The organism is Stenotrophomonas sp. STEN063 (genome assembly GCF_056854515.1).
The window spans coordinates 1-17,784 of the sequence record NZ_JBXFWF010000027.1 but is presented as its reverse complement, the minus strand read 5'-3'; the positions used below and the strand labels follow the sequence as shown (position 1 = coordinate 17,784).

The following is a 17,784-nucleotide window of genomic DNA, read 5'->3' as shown; positions in this document are numbered from 1 at the left end:
GGTGTAAGCCGCGAAGCGAACACATCCAGCAGATGGCAGCGCTGCGATGTGCTCAGGCAATGCCAGCTTCGCGGCTCACGCCACTCCCACAAAAGGCAGACGCCCGCTCGCGACATCAGTGTCATGCGGGATGGCAGGAATCAACATTGGAACATTGCTTCCCGAGCGCGCCCCCCGGTCGCAGCGCGCCAGCAATACCCAGATAACCACTGGTTATCATCCATGCGAAGATGCGGCCGGCATCCCCGTTAAAATTGGCAGATGACTGAATTCACCCCTGTCGGCAGCCGCTTCCATGCGCTGTCTTCCCCATTCCCGATGAAGCGCGGGGGCAGCCTTGTCGGCGCCCATGTCGCCTACGAAACCTGGGGCAAGCTGGCCGCCGATGCCAGCAACGCCATCCTGATCGTCACCGGCCTGTCGCCGGACGCACACGCCGCCAGCAATGCCGACAACCCCGCCAACGGCTGGTGGGAGCCGATGCTTGGTCCCGGCAAGCCAATTGATACCGACCGCTGGTTCGTCATCTGCGTGAACTCGCTGGGCAGCTGCAAGGGCTCAACCGGCCCAGCCTCGTTGGACCCAGCCACCGGCAAGACCTACCGGCTGTCTTTCCCCGAGTTGTCGATTGAAGACGTGGCCAACGCCGCCGCCGAAGTCGTGCGCGCACTTGGCATCACCCAGCTGGCCTGCCTGATCGGCAACTCGATGGGCGGCATGACCGCACTGGCGGTGTTGCTGCAACACCCGGGCATCGCCCGCAGCCACATCAACATCTCCGGCAGCGCCCGCGCCCTGCCGTTCTCGATCGCCATCCGTTCGCTGCAGCGCGAAGCAATCCGCCTCGATCCGGCATGGAACAACGGCGATTACGACGACGTGCACTACCCGGAATCGGGCATGCGCATGGCGCGAAAACTCGGCGTCATCACCTATCGCTCGGCGCTGGAATGGGATGGCCGCTTCGGCCGCGTGCGACTGGACTCGGACCAGACCGACGAAGACCCGTTCGGCCTGGAATTCCAGGTCGAGAGCTATCTGGAAGGCCACGCCCGCCGCTTTGTGCGCCACTTCGACCCGAACTGCTATCTCTACCTCGGTCGATCCATGGACTGGTTCGACCTGGCCGAATACGCCGATGGCGACGTACTGGCCGGGCTGGCGAAGATCCGCGTTGAGCGCGCACTTGCCATCGGCGCCAATACCGACATCCTGTTCCCGGTGGAACAGCAGCAACAGATCGCCGACGGCCTGCGCGCAGGCGGCGCCGACGCGCAGTTCATCGGCATGGATTCGCCACAGGGCCATGACGCCTTCCTGGTGGACTACGACCGCTTCGGGCCGGCGGTAGCGCAGTTTCTGCAGGCACTGCCGACGAACGCATAGCCAGCACACCGACCTTGGATGCAGGTGGCCGCTGATGGTCGCCTGCACTGACTGCAACGCACGCTTGAGCTTCCGACAACCGGGGGCCGAGCATGCAACGTTTCCTCCTGATTCTTTTTTTCTTGCTGGCCAGTTCGCTCAACACGGCGCTCGCTGCCGCGCCACCCTTGATGCTGGCCAGCAGCTGGCAGGACGGGCCGGATGTATCCCTCTATCTGGTCAGCGAGAAACTCGACGGCGTACGCGCACGCTGGGACGGTCACGCGCTCTGGACCCGCGCCGGTCACCGCATCCCGACGCCGGCATGGTTTACCGAGGGCTGGCCCAAGCAGGCGATCGACGGCGAATTGTGGATGGCGCGCGGCCAGTTCGAAGCCACCAGTGCGCTCATCCGCAGCAGCCCGGCCGACGAGGCACAGTGGCGCAAGCTGCGCTTCATGGCCTTTGACCTGCCCAGTGCAACCGATGGCTTTGCCCGCCGCCACGCCCAGCTCAGCCGGATCATCGCCAATCAATCCAACCCCTACCTGCTCGCCATAGAGCAACGCCGCCTGCCCGATACCGAGAGCCTGCACCGACACCTGCGCAGCGTCGTCCAGGCCGGCGGCGAAGGCTTGATGCTGCATCATCAGGACAATCGCTACAGCGATGGTCGCAGCGCTGGTTTGTTCAAACTCAAACTGTATGACGATGCCGAAGCGCGGGTGATCGGCCATGTACCTGGCAAGGGCAAGTACGCCGGCATGGTCGGTGCGCTGCTGGTGCGTGCCGACAGCGGTGCACAGTTCCGCCTCGGCAGCGGTCTGAGTGATGCGCAGCGTGCCGATCCACCGCCGATCGGCAGTCAGGTGACCTATCGCTACAACGGCCTGACCGTGCACGGCCTGCCCCGCTTTCCGCGCTTCCTGCGGGTTCGAGATGATCGCTGATCAAAGCAATCATTGCATGTGGGAGCGGCGTAAGCCGCGAAGCAGACACATCATCAGATGGCGCAGACACATTGGGGCCTCAGCAACACCAGCTTCGCGGCTTACGCCGCTCCCACAAAGCAGACCCTGTGTAGGCACAGGGCTTCACAGCCACCCATGTTTGCGCTGCAATAGCGGCGACAAGCAGGGGCAAGCTCAGTGCGCTATCAAGGTCGGCTGCAGGATTGGAACGATGACAAGGGCTTCGGATTCGTGGTTCCGAACGGCGGTGGTGACCGCGCCTTCGTCCATATCAAGGCCTTCGAGCAGCGTACGCAACGCCCGACTGACGGCATGCTGATCAGCTATGCGCTGCGCAAGGATGAACGCGGCCGTTTCAATGCCATCGCGGTGCGCTCGGCAAGCGCCACCCAAACCGTCACTTCCAAGCCAAAGCGTCCTCCGTTCACCGCCCGCCTGCCGCATGTCCTGCTGGGCGTATGTGCCCTGCTCTGCGTACTGGGACTATGGATTGCCAAGTTGATACCCGATTGGACCTTGCCGGTGATTGGCGGGATGAGCGTCGTAGCGCTGGGCTTCTATCTCTACGACAAGGGCGCAGCTGCCCGCGGTGAGCAGCGCACGCCCGAAAACACCTTGCACCTGATCTCCCTGCTCGGTGGCTGGCCGGGCGCGCTGATCGGCCAGGGGCTGTTCCGCCACAAGACCAGCAAGTCCAGTTTCCAGGTCATGTTCTGGCTGACGGTCGTGCTCAATGTCACCGCAATCTGGCTCCTTGCCAGCGGCAGACTGAGCCTTCCCCACTAAGCACGCAGCCGCAATGCCAGCGTAGCCCGAGTAAGCGCAGCGCACCCGGGAACTCCGGCAGGGCACCCAAAGCAGCCACCGCATCTTCAGGCTTGCAGGTGCAACGCTTTCTCCGGGCCAGGAGTCGCCGACCATGCCAATGGATTCTGCGACTTCCAGCCCAAAGACCGATCATCGCCTGACTGTGCAGCCGCGCCGTGCAGATACCGGTCGCTTATCATCTGCGCTCCCCAGCTCCAACACGGCATCATGGATCGAGCCCGTATGAAGTCCGCACTCCGCCTCGCCTGCCTGCATCTTGTCGCCCTCGGCGCCGTCCTCCTCGCTACGATGCCGACCGCACTGGCGCAAACCGCACGCAAGCCCTCGCCTTACGAGGCCAGGCAGGGCACCACCGCATCCTCCGTCGACAACGCCCAGGCCCCTGCGCAACTTCCGCGCATTGCCAACCGTGAAGATTTCATGCGTCTGGCCCGGGTTTACAACCCGGGCACGCCGTTGGAGATGCCCCACCTGATATTCACCATCGACCGTCGTGATCCGGCCCGTATCCATTACATCAATACGCCGCGCTACGAGCTGCACGAGAACTTCGTGCGGCGCGAACGGTTGCTGCCGCACCTGGACAAGGCCACGCTCAACGCGCAGTACAAGGACCCGCAGCGGCGCTTCCTGTTCGGCACGGTTAGCTGGCAGCGCGACCTGCCTGGCTATACCTACGAGTTCTGGGAAGGCGACCAGCTGACATCCGCACTGCTCAGGCAGACCGATCAGCTGGTGCGGGGATCGTTCTACGAGGCGATCCGTTTCAAGACCAATTCCACGCTGCACGAGCAAACCGCCCGCTCCGCTGGCCTGCCCTTCATCACCCAGGAAGCACTGCTGCGCGAGCAGTCCTTCCTGCCCTTGAACACGGGTATCGCACGGGGCCGCCTGCGCATCGTCCGCTCGATCGAACAGGCAAGCGACCTGTCGCCGCAGGACATCGTGGTACTGGACGAAGTTCCGATCTCGCTGTCGCCGGTAGCCGGCCTTGTCACCCAACGCCCATCGACGCTGTTGTCGCACGTCAACCTGCTGGCCAAGGGGTGGCGTATCCCCAACGTCTATGTTCGCGACGCGCAGGCTGCATTGCGCGTCTACGACGGTCAATGGATCGAGCTGGAAGTCACGAACAATGACTACAAGGTGCGGCCAGCCCTTCGCCCGGCCAACACGTCCTCCACAACCACGCAGGCAGCCGTGCGCAATCTGCCACGGCCCGACGCATCGATAACCGCACTGAAGCCGCTTTCGGCGCTTCGCGCCAGGGACAGCAGCCATTGCGGGGTCAAGGCGGCCAATCTGGGCACATTGAAATCCGCATTGCCGCCCTCCGCGCGGGTCCCGGATGGATTCTGTGTCCCCTTCTCGCATTATCAATCTGAAATGCAGAGACTGCGCATCAGCGAACGGCTGGCCGCACTGCAGCAGCAGCCAGGCTTCGCCAGCGATGCCAAGGTCCGCCGCGAGGCGCTGGCCGCGCTGCGGGCGCAGATCAGCGGCGCCACCCCGGACCCGGCACTGGTCCGCAGCCTGCAATCGCAGTGGCAGGGCCAATTGCGGGGCCGCGGCGTGTTCGTGCGCAGCTCTTCCAACTCGGAGGACCTGCCGAATTTCAGCGGCGCCGGCCTGTATACGACCGTGCCCAACGTGATCGCTGCCGATGCGCTGGTGCGCGCAGTGCAGACGGTATGGGCGTCGGTCTACAACTTCGAGGCCTACGAAGCACGCCGCGCTGCTGGTTTGGGCCAGGATGCAGTGGCGATGGCGGTACTGGTGCAGCTGGCCGCGCCCTCGGACAGTTCCGGGGTGATGATCACCCGCGACCCATTTGATGCAGGACGTCGCCACATCACCTATATCTCGGCCAAGCGCGGCCTCGGCATCCGCGTGGTGGAAGGCAAGCGACAGGCCGAGCAGGTGATGTATTCGAACTGGTCCAAGGCCGTGCAGGTACTCAGCCGCTCCGCGGAGGACACTCAACTGGTCGCCAATGCCAGCGGCGGTGTCCGCGAGGTGGCGTTGACAGGCTCCCGCCAGGTGTTGACCGACGCCTTGATCGCGAGGCTGGCAGCCGTAGGCAACCGTACCAAACAGGCATTGGGCGGAGTCGACCAGGACATCGAATGGGCAGTGGTTGGCGATGACATACTCATCCTGCAATCGCGCCCCTACGTGGATGGAAGCAGCCGCTAGGGACCGCCCCATCCTCTCCATCGCCCAGTACCAGCCGATCCGGACGTGCTCATGGACAAGATCGATCTCAAGCGCCAGCTGAAGCACCTCTACCAGCCCTCGGCCAAGGCCATTGCCGAGGTCGACGTGCCTGCCTTCAACTTCCTGATGATCGACGGCGCTGGCAATCCGAATACCTCGCAGGATTACAGGGATGCCGTGGAGACGCTGTTCTCCGTCGCCTACACCATCAAGTTCGCACTCAAGAAAGCCGGGCGACTGGACTACGCCGTGATGCCGCTGGAGGGGCTGTGGTGGGCCGATGACATGGCGGCCTTCCAGCGCGATGAGAAGCAGCATTGGCTGTGGACCATGATGATCATGCAACCGCAGGACGTGTGCGTGCAGGACGTGGAATCCGCGATCGCCGCCTTGCAGAGGAAGTCACTTGCCAGCCTGTCAAAGCTGCGCTTCGAGACGTTTCACGAAGGACGATGTGCGCAGCTGCTGCATGTTGGTCCCTTCGCCGATGAGGGACCAGCGATCGCTCGCCTGCATGCGTTCATCGGCGAGCGATCCGTATTGCGCGGCAAGCACCATGAAATCTACCTGAGTGACATCAGAAGGGCCGCGCCGGAGAAGTGGAAAACCATCATCCGCCAGCCCATGCAGTGAGTCGCAATGATGACCAATCCGACCAACACTCCGCATAGCAGGAACCCATCATGACCTTCTGGCTGGTCGCAATAGTAGTCAGCGTCGGCCTTGGCTTGGCGGCTGGCGCCATGTGTCGCCGCACCTGGATTGCGGTGCTGCTTGCCGCCCTGCTCGGCGGCCTGCTCGCCCCCTATCTTGGCCTGCGCTTTGTATGGGATGTGACCGGCCATCGCGATGCACAGGATGGGCTGGCCTTCCTGTTCGGGCCGATGATCACCGTACCGACAGCCAGCATTGTCGCCTACGCTTTCAAACGCTTGCGTAGAAACAAACGCAGCTGACGACGCACGCCTGCGCATCGCAACCCATAGGTCTACAAAGCCGGGCACAACCCGGCTCAACGCTTGCTACTGCAGGCTCAAACGCCCCTGCTGCAACCGGTACTCGCGCTGCACCACACCTTCCGGCAGTCGATCGTGGGTGATCATCAACAGGCTGCGCTGCCCCAGCGCCGCCGCCAGATCGAGTAGCAGCGCATGCGCGGTATCCACGTCCAGGCCTTCGGTCGGCTCATCCAGCACCATGATCGGCGCGTTGCGCAGCAAGGCACGCGCCAAGGCCAAACGCCGCGCCTGACCCGCCGACATGGTGGCACCGTTCTCACCCACCCATGCGGCGAGCCCGCCTTGTTGCTGCGCCCAATCGCTCAAGCGCACCTGCGCCAGTACCGCCCACAACGCGTCGTCGCCGGCCTGTGGATCACCCAAGCGCAGATTGTCCGCAATGCTGCCGGCAAACACCGGCGCCCCTTGTGGCAACCAGGCAATCTGCCGATACCAATCATCCTGGGCGAACTCACGCAGATCGACACCACCGAAGCGCACTGCCCCCTGCTGCGGGTCCCATAGCCGCAGCAGCAGGGCGGACAAGGTCGTCTTGCCGCAGCCGCTGTCGCCACGGATGGCGATGCGCTCGCCCGGCGCCAGCTGCAGATCCACGCCATCCAGCAGACGCCGCGTCTCGCCCGGCCAGGAAAACACCACCTGCTCAAACACAACCGCGGCCGCATCCGCAGCCACGGCGCGGGGCTGGGCCGGGTCCTGCACGGCTGGCGCCTGATCAACAATCTGCCGCAGACGCTTGCCGGCCACCCGCGCCGACTGCAGGGCCTGCCAGGCAATGCCGCTGCCTGCTGCGACCTCCAGCAGCGCAACGGTCAGGAACACCAGCGTTGCAGCAAACGGCGCCTCCACCTTGCCTGTCTGGAACGCCGTCAACGCCAGCCACAGCATCGCCAACAGGCCAAGACCCGCCAGCGCCGAATGCAGCACGTTGCCACCGATCAGACGGCCACGCCGTCGTTGATCGCTGCGCGACAACTGCTGCGCGGCTGCATCCACACGCAACGCCCAATCATCGCGGGCATCCAGTGCGGTGAGATCAGCGGCACCTTCCAAACCTTCAAACGCCAACGTACGCAGGCTGGCGCGCTGCTGCGCGCGCTCGGCCTCGACCGCATCGCCACGGCGCACCGCGAACACCGGAACGCCGATTCCAACCAGCACCGCGAGCACCAGCAGCAACAGTGCCGCCGGCCAGTAAATGAGTCCGGCCGCGACCACGCTCGCCACGGCGGCCCCCGCCAGGGCCAGCAAGGGACTGATCGCCCGCACCATCAAACCATCGACTTCGCCGATATCGGTGATCAACCGCGCCAGCAACTCACCGGTACGACTGCTGCCCAGTCGGGCAGGCGCCAACGGCAGTGCACGCTGGAAAAACCACACGCGCAGGTCACGCGCAATCCGCAAGGTCGCATCGTGGCCGACCAGCTTTTCGAAATAGCGCGACACGATGCGCGCCATCGTCAATGCACGAATGCCGGCCGACGGTGAAAAGAAATTGAAAGTGCCGCCCATGCCCAAGGCACCGGCCAACGCTGCGGCGGTGAGGAAGCCACCAGACAAACCCAGCAGGCCAACCCCCGCCAGCATGGTGGTGAACAGCAGCGCCGTCGCCAACGCCAGCCGCCAGCGGTGGCGCTTGAATACATCACGCATCCTCTGCGGGCTCATGCGCGCGCTCCCTGCACTGCAACCAGCACGCTGTCCTGCAGATCGATGATCTTGTCGGCCCAGTGCATCGCCGCCTCGCTATGGGTGGCCATCAGCACCGTGCGACCACGCGTATGCGCCGCCAGGGCCTGCAATAGATCCGCTTCGGTCTGCGGATCGAGGAAGGCGGTCGGTTCGTCAAGCAGGAACAGATCCGGCTCCAGCAGCAATAGCCGCGCCAGTCCAATCCGCCGCGCTTCGCCACCGGACAGGCCAAAGCCGCGCTCACCGATCACCGTGTTCAAGCCCAAGGGCAGATGCTGGGCAAAGCGCATCACCTGGGCCACTTCAGCCACCGCCTGCAGGCGCGCAGCGCTTACTGCCGGGTCGGCCATGCGCAGGTTGTCGGCAATCGAGCCATGGAACAGATAGGGACGCTGGCCGGCGTAGCCGATGCGCACGCCGTCGCGGACAACAATGCGGCCTTCGCGCGGCGGCAGCCAGCCGGCCAGGGCTTCCAGCAAGGTGCTCTTGCCGCTGCCACTGGGGCCGATCAGGGCCAGGCGCTGACCGTCGCCGATCTCCAGCGAGAAATCCTTCAACACATCGTGGGTGGCGCCTTGCGGGCGCAGCACGACATTGCACACCGACACCAGCGGCGCGTGCAACTGCGCCGGCTCCGGCGCTACCAGGGACGCAGCGACGGAAGTTGCCGCAGCAGCATCCTGATCGTCAGCCAGCAGGCGCTCGACTTCGGCCGCTGCCGCCAACGCATTGGCACGGTCGTGGTAATGCGCGGCCAGCCGGCGCAGCGGCGCGTAGAACTCCGGCGCCAGCAGCAGGCAGAACATGCCGGTGCCCAGGGTCGGCACCACCGAGTGCAAGGACATCAGGCCCAGATAGCTCAACCCCAGGTACAGGGCCACCATCGCCACGCTGACCGAGGCGAAGAATTCCAGCACCGTGGAGGACAGGAAGGCAATGCGCAGCACCTTCATGGTGCGCTCGCGCACGCCATCAGCGGCGGCGGCAACCCCTTCCAGCTCGGCCTCACCGCGCCCGTACAGGCGCAACAGGCCCAAGCCCTTGATGCGATCGGCAAAGTGGCCGCTCATGCGTGCCAGCTCGCCCAGCTGTGCCCGACCGGCGGCCTCGGCACCCCAGCCCACCAGCATCATGAAGAACGGCACCAGCGGCGCGGTGAAGATGAAGATCAGCGCCACCACCCAGTCGACATAGGCCACGGCGGCGGCAATCAGCAGCGGCACCACCACCACTTCCACCCGCACCGGCTGGAATCCGGCGTAATAGCCCTCGATGGCATCGCCATGCGACAGCAGCAGCTCGCCCAGCTCGCCCGTGCGCTGGCGCCGCAGCCACAGCGGTCCGCGTGCCAGCAGACGCCGGTAGACCTGCTCACGCAGCGCCAGTTTGGCACTGTCGGCGACCTTGCCGGCGGCGGTCTGGGCGACCCCACCGAGCAGGCTGCGCAGCACCAACACGGCCGCCAGTATCCAGAAACCGTGAACTACCTGTACCCAATTCAGCCCTTCCACGACTATGCTCTGGATCAACCAGGCAATGGCGCCAGCCTGCACGATCAGCAGCGCACCTGAAGTACAGACGGCCAAGGCCGCCAAACGCTGCTGTGACCGGGCCCCGGACGCCAGAGCCGCCAGCCACTGCTGCTGTACGCGGCGTTGCTGTTGCACCGCGTTGGAATGTGGAACTTCGCTCAAGACTGACAACTCAGGTGAAGGAGATCTACGTGATTGTAAGCAAGCCGTACCCAGCCTGCCGGCCCTGCACGATCGGCGTTGGACAGCCAGCCCACATTGATCCAGATCAAGGCATTGGCAGGCCTGAACGGGGAGTATCGCTGCCATAGAACCCCTCCCAGCCACTCCATGACGCCCAATTCCCACGAGGTAGCCAGGCCATGATCGACTCAACAGTCGTAGAACTGTCACGTCTACAGTTCGCGCTGACCGCGATGTATCACTTCATTTTCGTCCCGCTCACGCTGGGGCTCTCTTTCATGATCGCGATCATGGAGAGCGTCTATGTGATGACCGGCAAGGATGTCTGGCGCCGGATGACCCTGTTCTGGGGCGTTCTGTTCGGCATCAACTTCGCCATGGGTGTGGGTACCGGCATCGTGATGGAGTTCCAGTTCGGCATGAACTGGTCCTACTACAGCCACTATGTGGGTGACATCTTCGGCGCACCGCTGGCCATTGAGGGCCTGATGGCGTTCTTCCTGGAGGCGACCTTCATCGGTCTGTTCTTCTTCGGCTGGGGCCGCCTGTCCAAGGTGCAGCACTTGACCGTGACCTGGCTGATGGCGCTGGGCACCAACCTGTCGGCGCTGTGGATCCTGATCGCCAACGGCTGGATGCAGTACCCGGTGGGTGCGGTGTTCAACCCGGAAACGATGCGCATGGAAGTGGTGGACTTCGCCGCCGTGCTGCTGAACCCGGTGGCCCAGGCCAAGTTCGTGCATACCGTATCGGCCGGTTATGTGGCCGGCGCGATGTTCGTGATGTCGATCTCGGCCTTCTTCATGCTGCGCGGCAAGCACCGTGACATTGCCCGCCGCTCGTTCGCAGTGGCTTCGGCGTTCGGCCTGCTGGCGTCCATCTCGGTTGCCGTGCTGGGTGATGAGTCCGGCTACGCCACGGCCGAAAACCAGAAGATGAAGCTGGCTGCCATCGAAGGCATGTGGCATACCCATCCGGCTCCGGCACCGTTCACTGCATTCGGCATCCCGAACCAGCAGGAACAGCGCAATGACTTCGAAGTGCAGATCCCGTACGTGATGGGCCTGATCGCCACCCGTTCGCTGGATGAGGAGATCCCGGGCATCCTGGACCTGGTCAAGCAGGCCGAAGGTCGCGTCAAGGGTGGCCAGATCGCCTACGCCGCACTGGAACGCATCCGCGCCGACAAGAACGACGTTGAAGCCCGCGAGGTCTTTGACCGTCATTGGCAGGATCTGGGCCACGGCCTGTTGCTGAAGCGTTACCGCGACGACATCGAGAACGCCACCCCCGAGCAGATTGCACAGGCTGCGCTGGATACGGTGCCGACGGTAAGCCCGCTGTTCTGGACCTTCCGCGTCATGGTCGGCCTCGGCATCTACATGATTGGTTTCTTCGCCCTGGCCTTCTACTACTCCTGCCGCAACAACTTCGAGGACAAGCGCACCTTCCTGCGGGTTGCCCTGTGGTCGCTGCCGGCACCGTGGATCGCCATCGAATGTGGTTGGTTCATCGCCGAGTACGGCCGCCAGCCGTGGGCTGTTGATGGTGTGCTGCCGACGTTCTATGCCGCTTCGGGCCTGGCCGTCTACGAAATCCTGGCAACGCTGGTCGGCTTCACCGCGCTGTACACGGTGCTGCTGGTCATCGAAGTCAAGCTGATGCTCAAGGCCATCCGCAAGGGCCCGGACGACATCCTGCCCTCGCTGCAGCAGTCGGCCGTCGCAAACAACCACGCCAATGCCGCCGGCAACGGCCAGGCATAAGGCAGGAGAACACACATGGAATTCATTCTTCTGGACTACACGACGCTACGCGTGATCTGGTGGCTGCTGCTTGGCGTGCTGCTGATCGGCTTCGCGGTGATGGACGGTTTCGACCTGGGCGTTGGCACCTTGCTGCCGTTCGTGGCCAAGACCGATGAAGAGCGCCGCCTGGTGATCAACACCATCGGCCCGGTATGGGAAGGCAACCAGGTGTGGCTGGTGCTCGGTGGCGGCGCGATCTTCGCCGCCTGGCCGCCGCTGTATGCGGTGAGCTTCTCCGGCTTCTACCTGGCGATGTTCCTGATCCTGTTCGCCCTGATCCTGCGCCCGGTCGGCTTCAAGTACCGCGGCAAGATGCCCAGCCAGCGCTGGCGCAACAACTGGGACAAGGCGCTGTTCATCGGCGGCTTCATCCCGGCGCTGATCATGGGCGTGGCGGTTGGCAACGTACTGCTTGGCGTGCCGTACCACTTCGATGACACCCAGCGCGTGTTCTATACCGGCAACCTGCTCGGCCTGTTGACCCCGTTCGCCCTGCTGGCTGGCCTGGTCAGCGTGGCGATGCTGGTGTCGCACGGTGCGGCCATGCTGGTGCTCAAGACCAACGGCCCGGTCGCTGAGCGTTCGGCAAAGATCGGCAGCATCGCCGCCATCGCCTCGTTCGTACTGTTCGCCCTTGCCGGTGCCTGGGTTGCCTTCGGCCTCCCGGGTTACCAGATCACCTCGCAGGTGGTGACCGACGGTGCCAGCAACCCGCTGTTGAAGACGGCTGAGTTCTCGCAGGCCGGTGGCTGGCTGCACAACTACAGCACCATGCCGGCCACGATCCTGGCGCCGGTGGTGGGCCTGCTGGGTGCACTGGCCAGTGCGGTGTTGTTGCGCAAGCGTCGTGGCGGCCTGGCCTTCATTGCCTCCGGTGCCTCCATTGCCGGCATCATCTTCACCGTTGGCTTTGCGATCTTCCCGTTCCTGCTGCCCTCCTCCACCCAGCCAGGCTCCAGCCTGACGGTGTGGGACGGTTCCTCCAGCCACCTGACCCTGTGGGTGATGCTGCTGGCCACCGTGATCTTCCTGCCGATCATCATCGCCTACACCACCTGGGTGTACCGCGTACTGAAGGGCAAGACCACGCTGGAAGAAATGGGTGAAAACCCGAACGCCTACTGATCCGCAACGACAACACTAAGGAGACAACTCATGTGGTACTTCGCTTGGATTCTGGGTGCTGGCCTCGCTGCGACGGTCGCCATCCTCAACGGCATGTGGTTTGAAGCGCGCGAAGCAAACAAGATCGATGCAAAGCGCTGAAAAACTGCGTGAAGGTATTGCCAAAACGCCGGACTGAGCGTATCTTTCCGGCTCCCTTCGCGGGGTGTAGCTCAGTCTGGTAGAGCGCTACGTTCGGGACGTAGAGGTCGCAGGTTCGAATCCTGTCTCCCCGACCAAAGGGTCGAAACTAGCCTGGAACAACGGCAACGTTGTCCAGGCTTTTTATTCGCCGGTACATGATTACCGGCAGCCAACGCACCACGCCTTGCAGGCAGCGCTGGCTGAACAAAAGAACTTGCAGGGCACGAGGTTCACCGCTATCATAGGCGGCTCCTTCGGGGTGTAGCTCAGTCTGGTAGAGCGCTACGTTCGGGACGTAGAGGTCGCAGGTTCGAATCCTGTCTCCCCGACCAATTTGACAAAAGCCGGCCTCTGGTCGGCTTTTGTTTTTGGTGGGTTTCAAACGACGGCACCCACCGCGTCGGAGTAAGCAATGTCCACGTCCGCCCAGCCCCTTCCCCGGCACCCCCTGCTCAAGGGCCGCCTGCTGGCATTCATCGCCATCGTGCTGGTCTCGGCCAACCTGCGCAGTGCGGTCACCTCGCTGACGCCACTGCTGGACCGGCTTGGCCACATCTTCGATTTCGGCAGCACCATGACCGGTGTGCTCGGCATGATGCCGACCGCCGCCTTCGCCGTGTTTGGCCTGGCCACGCCACGTATCACCCGCGCCATCGGCCTGGAGCGCACTGCGATGCTGACCATGGTGCTGGCCACCATCGGCCTGCTGCTGCGCGCCTTCTCCGGCAACGTCGGCATGCTGTTGCTGGGCTCGGCGATCGCCCTGGCCGGCATGGGCATGGGCAACGTGGTGGTGCCACCGCTGGTGAAACGGTATTTCGCCGACCGCGTGGGCACACTGAGCACGATCTACATCACCGTGCTGCAGGCTGGCACGATGGTGCCGGCACTGCTGGCAGTGCCGGTGGCTGATCAATTCGATTGGCGCATCTCGCTGGGCATGTGGTCACTGCTGTCGCTGGCCGCGTTGCTGCCTTGGATCCTGCTGGCACGCAGCGCCCCACGCGCGGAAGCAACCACCACCAGCACCGAGCACGCCGCTGGTCGCGTCTGGAAGACGCAACTCGGCTGGGGCATGGCACTGATGTTCGGCATGACCTCGCTGGGCACTTACTCGCTATTCACCTGGTTGCCGAAGGTAATGGTGGAAGCCGGTGCCAGTGAATCCTTCGGCGGCGTGATGGTGGCGGTGTATTCGGCCATCGGCCTGCTGCCCTCGCTGCTGGTGCCCGCATTGGCGGTGCGCATGCGCAACCCCTTCCCGATCGCGGTGATGGTGTTCGTATTGAACATGATCGCTTTCGCCGGCCTGCTATGGGCGCCGATGAGCGCACCGCTGCTATGGGCTGTCATCGCTGGCCTTGGCCCATCAACCTTCCCGCTGGGGCTGACCTTGATCAACCTGCGCACCCGCAGCCAGGCCGGCTCGGCAGCGCTGTCCGGCTTCATGCAGGGTGTGGGTTACAGCCTGGCCAGCCTGGGTCCGCTGTTGTTCGGCTGGCTGCATGGCATGAGCGATGGCTGGGCATGGTCGTTTGCCTTCCTCGCCTGCTGTTCCGGCGTACTGCTGACCGGTGCGTGGTTTGCCTGCAAACCGCAGCAGCTGGAAGATCACTGGAAATGAGTTGTTGCTGATACACGAAAGCCGCCGAAGTGATTCGGCGGCTTTTTCGTGCTCGCGCACCAGCACCGGGGCTGACCGGTCGTTGTGGGAGCGGCGTAAGCCGCGAAGCTGACGGTGTTGGAAGCATTGAAACTCTGTACACGCTGAAGCTGCGGAGACTGCGCGGCTTACGCTTACTGCAGAAAACAAAGAGCGATCCCGACCGTTGTAGCCCGGGTAAGCGCAGCGCACCCGGGGAATGCAAGGATCGAAACAACGCGTCAACGAATGCTACGTACCCCGGGTGCGCTGCGCTTACCCGGGTTACGGCAGTGGCTTACTTCAGCGGATGCCTGACCTGGCCTTCACCGCGCACCACGAAGCGCTCTACCGTGAGCGCCTCCAGACCCATCGGGCCGTAGGAATGCAGGCGTGTGGTCGAGATGCCAATCTCCGCGCCTAGGCCCAGCTCGCCGCCATCGGAGAAGCGCGAGGAGGCATTGACCATCACCACCGCCGAACGCAACGCGCGCACGAAGGTTTCGGCATGCGCCGGATTGCCGGTGGCAATGACTTCGGTGTGATCCGAGGTATGGGTCTGGATATGGGCAACGGCGGCAGCCAGGTCCGGCACCACGCGGATGGCGAGGATCAGGTCGAGGTATTCGGCGGCATAGTCGTCTTCGCTTGCCGGGACGATATCGGCAACCAGCGCTTGGGTTGCTGCATCACCCCGCAGCTCGACACCACGTTCGCGCAACGCCACCGCTGCCAATGGCAGGAACTCAGCTGCGATGCCCCCATGCACCAGCAAGGTCTCCAACGAATTGCAGGCCGCCGGACGCGAGGTCTTGCCATCAATCAACAGATCCACTGCCAACTGCAGGTCGGCACTGTCATCGACGAATAGATGGCAGACGCCCTTGTAATGTTTGATCACCGGCACCCGTGCATGCTCGGCGACGAAGCGGATCAGGCCCTCGCCACCGCGCGGAATCGCCAGATCGATGATGTCGTTGAGCTGCAGCAGCTCCAGCATGATTTCGCGGCGCAGGTCTTCGACCAGCGTAAGTGCGGCATCCGGCAAGCCCGCCTCGCGCAATGCGCGCTTGAGGCTGGCGGCAATCGCCGTATTGGAATGGATGGCCTCGGAGCCACCGCGCAGGATCACGCCATTGCCGGCCTTGATGCACAGCGCTGCTGCGTCAGCCGTCACATTCGGCCGCGCCTCGTAGATCATCGCGATCACCCCCAACGGCACCCGCACCTTCTGCACACGGATACCATTGGGGCGGTCGTAGTCGCGGGTCACCTCGCCCACCGGATCCGGCAAGGCGGCCACTTCACGCAGCGCATCGGCCACGCCACGCAGGCGCTCTGGATTCAGAGCTAAACGGTCCAGCATCGCCGAACCCACACCCTTGTCGCGCGCCGCCTGCAGGTCACGCGCATTCGCGGCGAGGATGCTGCCTGCATCGGCTTCCAACGCAGCGGCCATCGACTTCAGCAGCGTGCTGCGGGCTTGGCTGGAAAGCAGGCCCAGTTGCTGTGCGGCATCGCGGCACTGCAATGCAAGGGTGCGGATATCACTCATGTTCTGTCCTGCCGATGATCAAAGGAAAACTCACAGCAACACCAGGTCGTCACGATGGACCACGTTGTCGCCGTAGTTGTAGCCGAGGATGGATTCGATCTCGCTGGTGTGGTGCTGGCTGATGCGGCGGATATCGACGGCGGAATACTGGCTGACGCCACGTGCCACGCGCTGCTGGCCGTGCGGATCGAACAACCGCACTTCCACCATGTCGCCACGGCGGAACTCACCTTCCGCGCCCACCACGCCACCGGGCAACAGCGAGGCGCCCTTGTCGCGCAGCGCACGTGCAGCGCCGGCGTCGATCAGGATCGCGCCCGGTTCAAGCGGTGCGTGCTTCAGCCAATACTTGCGCGCGGCGATACGTGACTGCCCGGCATGCAGGCGCGTGCCATGCAACCTCCCCTGCGCCAGCCCGCGCACGACATCGCCGCTGCGGCCATTGAACAGGAAGGTGTCGATCCCCGCGGCTCCAGCTTTGGCAGCAGCCTGCAGCTTGGTATGCATGCCTCCAGTACCGACCGCACTGCCACTGCCGCCGGCCATGGCAAGGACCTCCGGCGTCAGCTCGGTGACCTCATTGATCGGTTCTGCATCAGGATTGCTGCGCGGATCGGCGGTGTAGAGGCCGTCGATGTCGGTAGCGATGAACAAGGCATCGGCATCGACCAACGCCGCAACGATGGCGGCGAGATTGTCGTTGTCGCCGAGCTTGAGTTCATCCACCGACACGGTGTCGTTCTCGTTGATGACCGGAAGCGCACCGAGCGCCAGCAACTCGTTGAGCGTCGCGCGCGCATTGAGGTAGCGGCGGCGGTTGCGCAGGTCGTCATGGGTGAGCAGCACCTGCGCCACCGGGCGTTCGAAGAAGCGCTGCCACAGCCCGATCAACTGCGCCTGGCCCAGTGCAGCCAAGGCCTGCCTGGCCGCCATGGCCGCGCCGGCTTCGGCGGCCTTGGGTACGATGGCGCGGCCAGCGGCCACTGCGCCGGAAGAGACGATCACCACTTCGCGCCCGGCCAGCACATTGGCCGACACGAACTGCGCCAGTCCAAGCGCGAAGCGCGGGGTCAAGCCACCACCATCGGCCGCCAGCAGGCTGCTGCCGACCTTGAGGACGGCGCGGCGCCACTGCGGCAGCGCTTGTTCGGTGAACGGCGAGAACGATGTCTGGATCATGGGATCAGCGGGTATTCCACTCATGGATGGTCAGCTCGGAGCTGCCGCGGATGGCCAGGGGGTCGCTGGCGACGATGGCTTTGGCGGCGTCGAGGGTGTCGACATTCTTCAGCACGTAGGCGCCGCCGGTGCCGTCGCTGAAGCCGCCTGTCAGGTGCAGCTGGTCTTTCGCAACGAGTGCGTTGAGGAAAGCTATGTGTGGGGCAATCACTGCGTCGTCGAACGACGGCTTGCGCATTGCCATTACCAGGTAGAGCTTCATTGCATTCTCCTTTAGCTGCATATGACACCACGCCGACAGCGAAGATGGCGCGATTGCTTTCGCTTGGAACTTGCTGTGGCTGTGGCTGTGGCTGTGGCTGTGGCTGTGGCTGTGGCTTTGGCTTTGGCTATTGCTATTGCTATTGGATAGGCCCCTCTCCCCCCGGCGGGGGCGGGGGTGGGGTGAGGGGAAGGGGGTAGGCGCGCGCAGTGACAAGCCG

The 17,784-nt window shown here is 63.9% G+C and carries 15 protein-coding genes and 2 tRNA genes; 12 read left to right on the top strand and 5 right to left on the bottom strand.

Annotated features, from left to right (window positions below; genetic code table 11):
• The first annotated feature begins 261 nt into the window (after positions 1 to 261).
• The 6 genes from metX (at position 262) to AC1VWL_RS09220 (ending at position 6,337) form a co-directional block, all read left to right on the top strand.
• Positions 262 to 1,386, top strand: coding sequence for a homoserine O-acetyltransferase MetX (gene metX, locus AC1VWL_RS09245; protein ID WP_482986467.1), 1,125 nt, complete (start codon positions 262 to 264; stop codon positions 1,384 to 1,386).
• 92 nt (positions 1,387 to 1,478) lie between these two features.
• Positions 1,479 to 2,315: a DNA ligase gene (locus tag AC1VWL_RS09240; protein ID WP_482986466.1), complete on the top strand. Its 837-nt coding sequence runs from the start codon at positions 1,479 to 1,481 to the stop codon at positions 2,313 to 2,315.
• Positions 2,316 to 2,513: 198 nt separating this feature from the next.
• Entirely contained in the window at positions 2,514 to 3,122 is a 609-nt protein-coding gene (locus tag AC1VWL_RS09235; protein WP_482986465.1) for a DUF1294 domain-containing protein, read from the top strand.
• 264 nt (positions 3,123 to 3,386) lie between these two features.
• Complete coding sequence (locus tag AC1VWL_RS09230; RefSeq protein WP_482986464.1) at positions 3,387 to 5,360, top strand: PEP/pyruvate-binding domain-containing protein; 1,974 nt, start codon at positions 3,387 to 3,389, stop codon at positions 5,358 to 5,360.
• Between the two features lie 51 nt (positions 5,361 to 5,411).
• Complete coding sequence (locus AC1VWL_RS09225; protein ID WP_482986463.1) at positions 5,412 to 6,014, top strand: GyrI-like domain-containing protein; 603 nt, start codon at positions 5,412 to 5,414, stop codon at positions 6,012 to 6,014.
• Between the two features lie 50 nt (positions 6,015 to 6,064).
• On the top strand, positions 6,065 to 6,337 hold the full coding sequence (locus tag AC1VWL_RS09220) for a hypothetical protein (RefSeq protein WP_482986462.1): 273 nt from the start codon (positions 6,065 to 6,067) through the stop codon (positions 6,335 to 6,337).
• 66 nt (positions 6,338 to 6,403) lie between these two features.
• Here the strand turns inward: AC1VWL_RS09220 and cydC are convergent, their stop codons facing one another.
• Positions 6,404 to 8,071: a thiol reductant ABC exporter subunit CydC gene (cydC, locus tag AC1VWL_RS09215; protein WP_482986461.1), complete on the bottom strand. Its 1,668-nt coding sequence runs from the start codon at positions 8,069 to 8,071 to the stop codon at positions 6,404 to 6,406.
• A complete protein-coding gene (cydD, locus tag AC1VWL_RS09210) occupies positions 8,068 to 9,798 on the bottom strand; it encodes a thiol reductant ABC exporter subunit CydD (RefSeq protein ID WP_482986460.1) in 1,731 nt (576 codons plus the stop codon). The genes cydC and cydD overlap by 4 nt, the downstream gene beginning before the upstream one ends.
• Before the next feature lie 191 nt (positions 9,799 to 9,989).
• On the opposite strand from cydD, the gene AC1VWL_RS09205 reads away from it, so the two are divergent.
• From AC1VWL_RS09205 to AC1VWL_RS09180, 6 genes are all read left to right on the top strand, one after another.
• Positions 9,990 to 11,576, top strand: a complete 1,587-nt coding sequence (locus AC1VWL_RS09205) for a cytochrome ubiquinol oxidase subunit I (RefSeq protein WP_482986459.1) — start codon at positions 9,990 to 9,992, stop codon at positions 11,574 to 11,576.
• A gap of 15 nt (positions 11,577 to 11,591) precedes the next feature.
• The gene (gene cydB / locus AC1VWL_RS09200) at positions 11,592 to 12,743 is read left to right on the top strand and encodes a cytochrome d ubiquinol oxidase subunit II (RefSeq protein WP_296251446.1); all 1,152 of its coding nucleotides are present in this window, start codon (positions 11,592 to 11,594) and stop codon (positions 12,741 to 12,743) included.
• A 30-nt stretch (positions 12,744 to 12,773) separates the two neighbouring features.
• Entirely contained in the window at positions 12,774 to 12,884 is a 111-nt protein-coding gene (gene cydX, locus AC1VWL_RS09195; RefSeq protein WP_282269734.1) for a cytochrome bd-I oxidase subunit CydX, read from the top strand.
• Positions 12,885 to 12,944: 60 nt separating this feature from the next.
• Positions 12,945 to 13,021 (top strand) — tRNA-Pro (locus AC1VWL_RS09190).
• 160 nt (positions 13,022 to 13,181) lie between these two features.
• Positions 13,182 to 13,258: transfer RNA gene (locus AC1VWL_RS09185), tRNA-Pro, on the top strand.
• Positions 13,259 to 13,338: 80 nt separating this feature from the next.
• The gene (locus tag AC1VWL_RS09180; protein WP_482986458.1) at positions 13,339 to 14,550 is read left to right on the top strand and encodes a CynX/NimT family MFS transporter; all 1,212 of its coding nucleotides are present in this window, start codon (positions 13,339 to 13,341) and stop codon (positions 14,548 to 14,550) included.
• Positions 14,551 to 14,866: 316 nt separating this feature from the next.
• Here the strand turns inward: AC1VWL_RS09180 and AC1VWL_RS09175 are convergent, their stop codons facing one another.
• Genes AC1VWL_RS09175 through AC1VWL_RS09165 form a run of 3 tightly spaced genes read right to left on the bottom strand, consistent with a single transcriptional unit; the run spans position 14,867 to position 17,564 of the window.
• Entirely contained in the window at positions 14,867 to 16,123 is a 1,257-nt protein-coding gene (locus AC1VWL_RS09175; RefSeq protein WP_482986457.1) for a glutamate-5-semialdehyde dehydrogenase, read from the bottom strand.
• Positions 16,124 to 16,153: 30 nt separating this feature from the next.
• Positions 16,154 to 17,302: a glutamate 5-kinase gene (gene proB, locus AC1VWL_RS09170; protein WP_481533047.1), complete on the bottom strand. Its 1,149-nt coding sequence runs from the start codon at positions 17,300 to 17,302 to the stop codon at positions 16,154 to 16,156.
• A 4-nt stretch (positions 17,303 to 17,306) separates the two neighbouring features.
• Complete coding sequence (locus AC1VWL_RS09165) at positions 17,307 to 17,564, bottom strand: YciI family protein (protein WP_482986456.1); 258 nt, start codon at positions 17,562 to 17,564, stop codon at positions 17,307 to 17,309.
• Positions 17,565 to 17,784 lie beyond the last annotated feature (220 nt).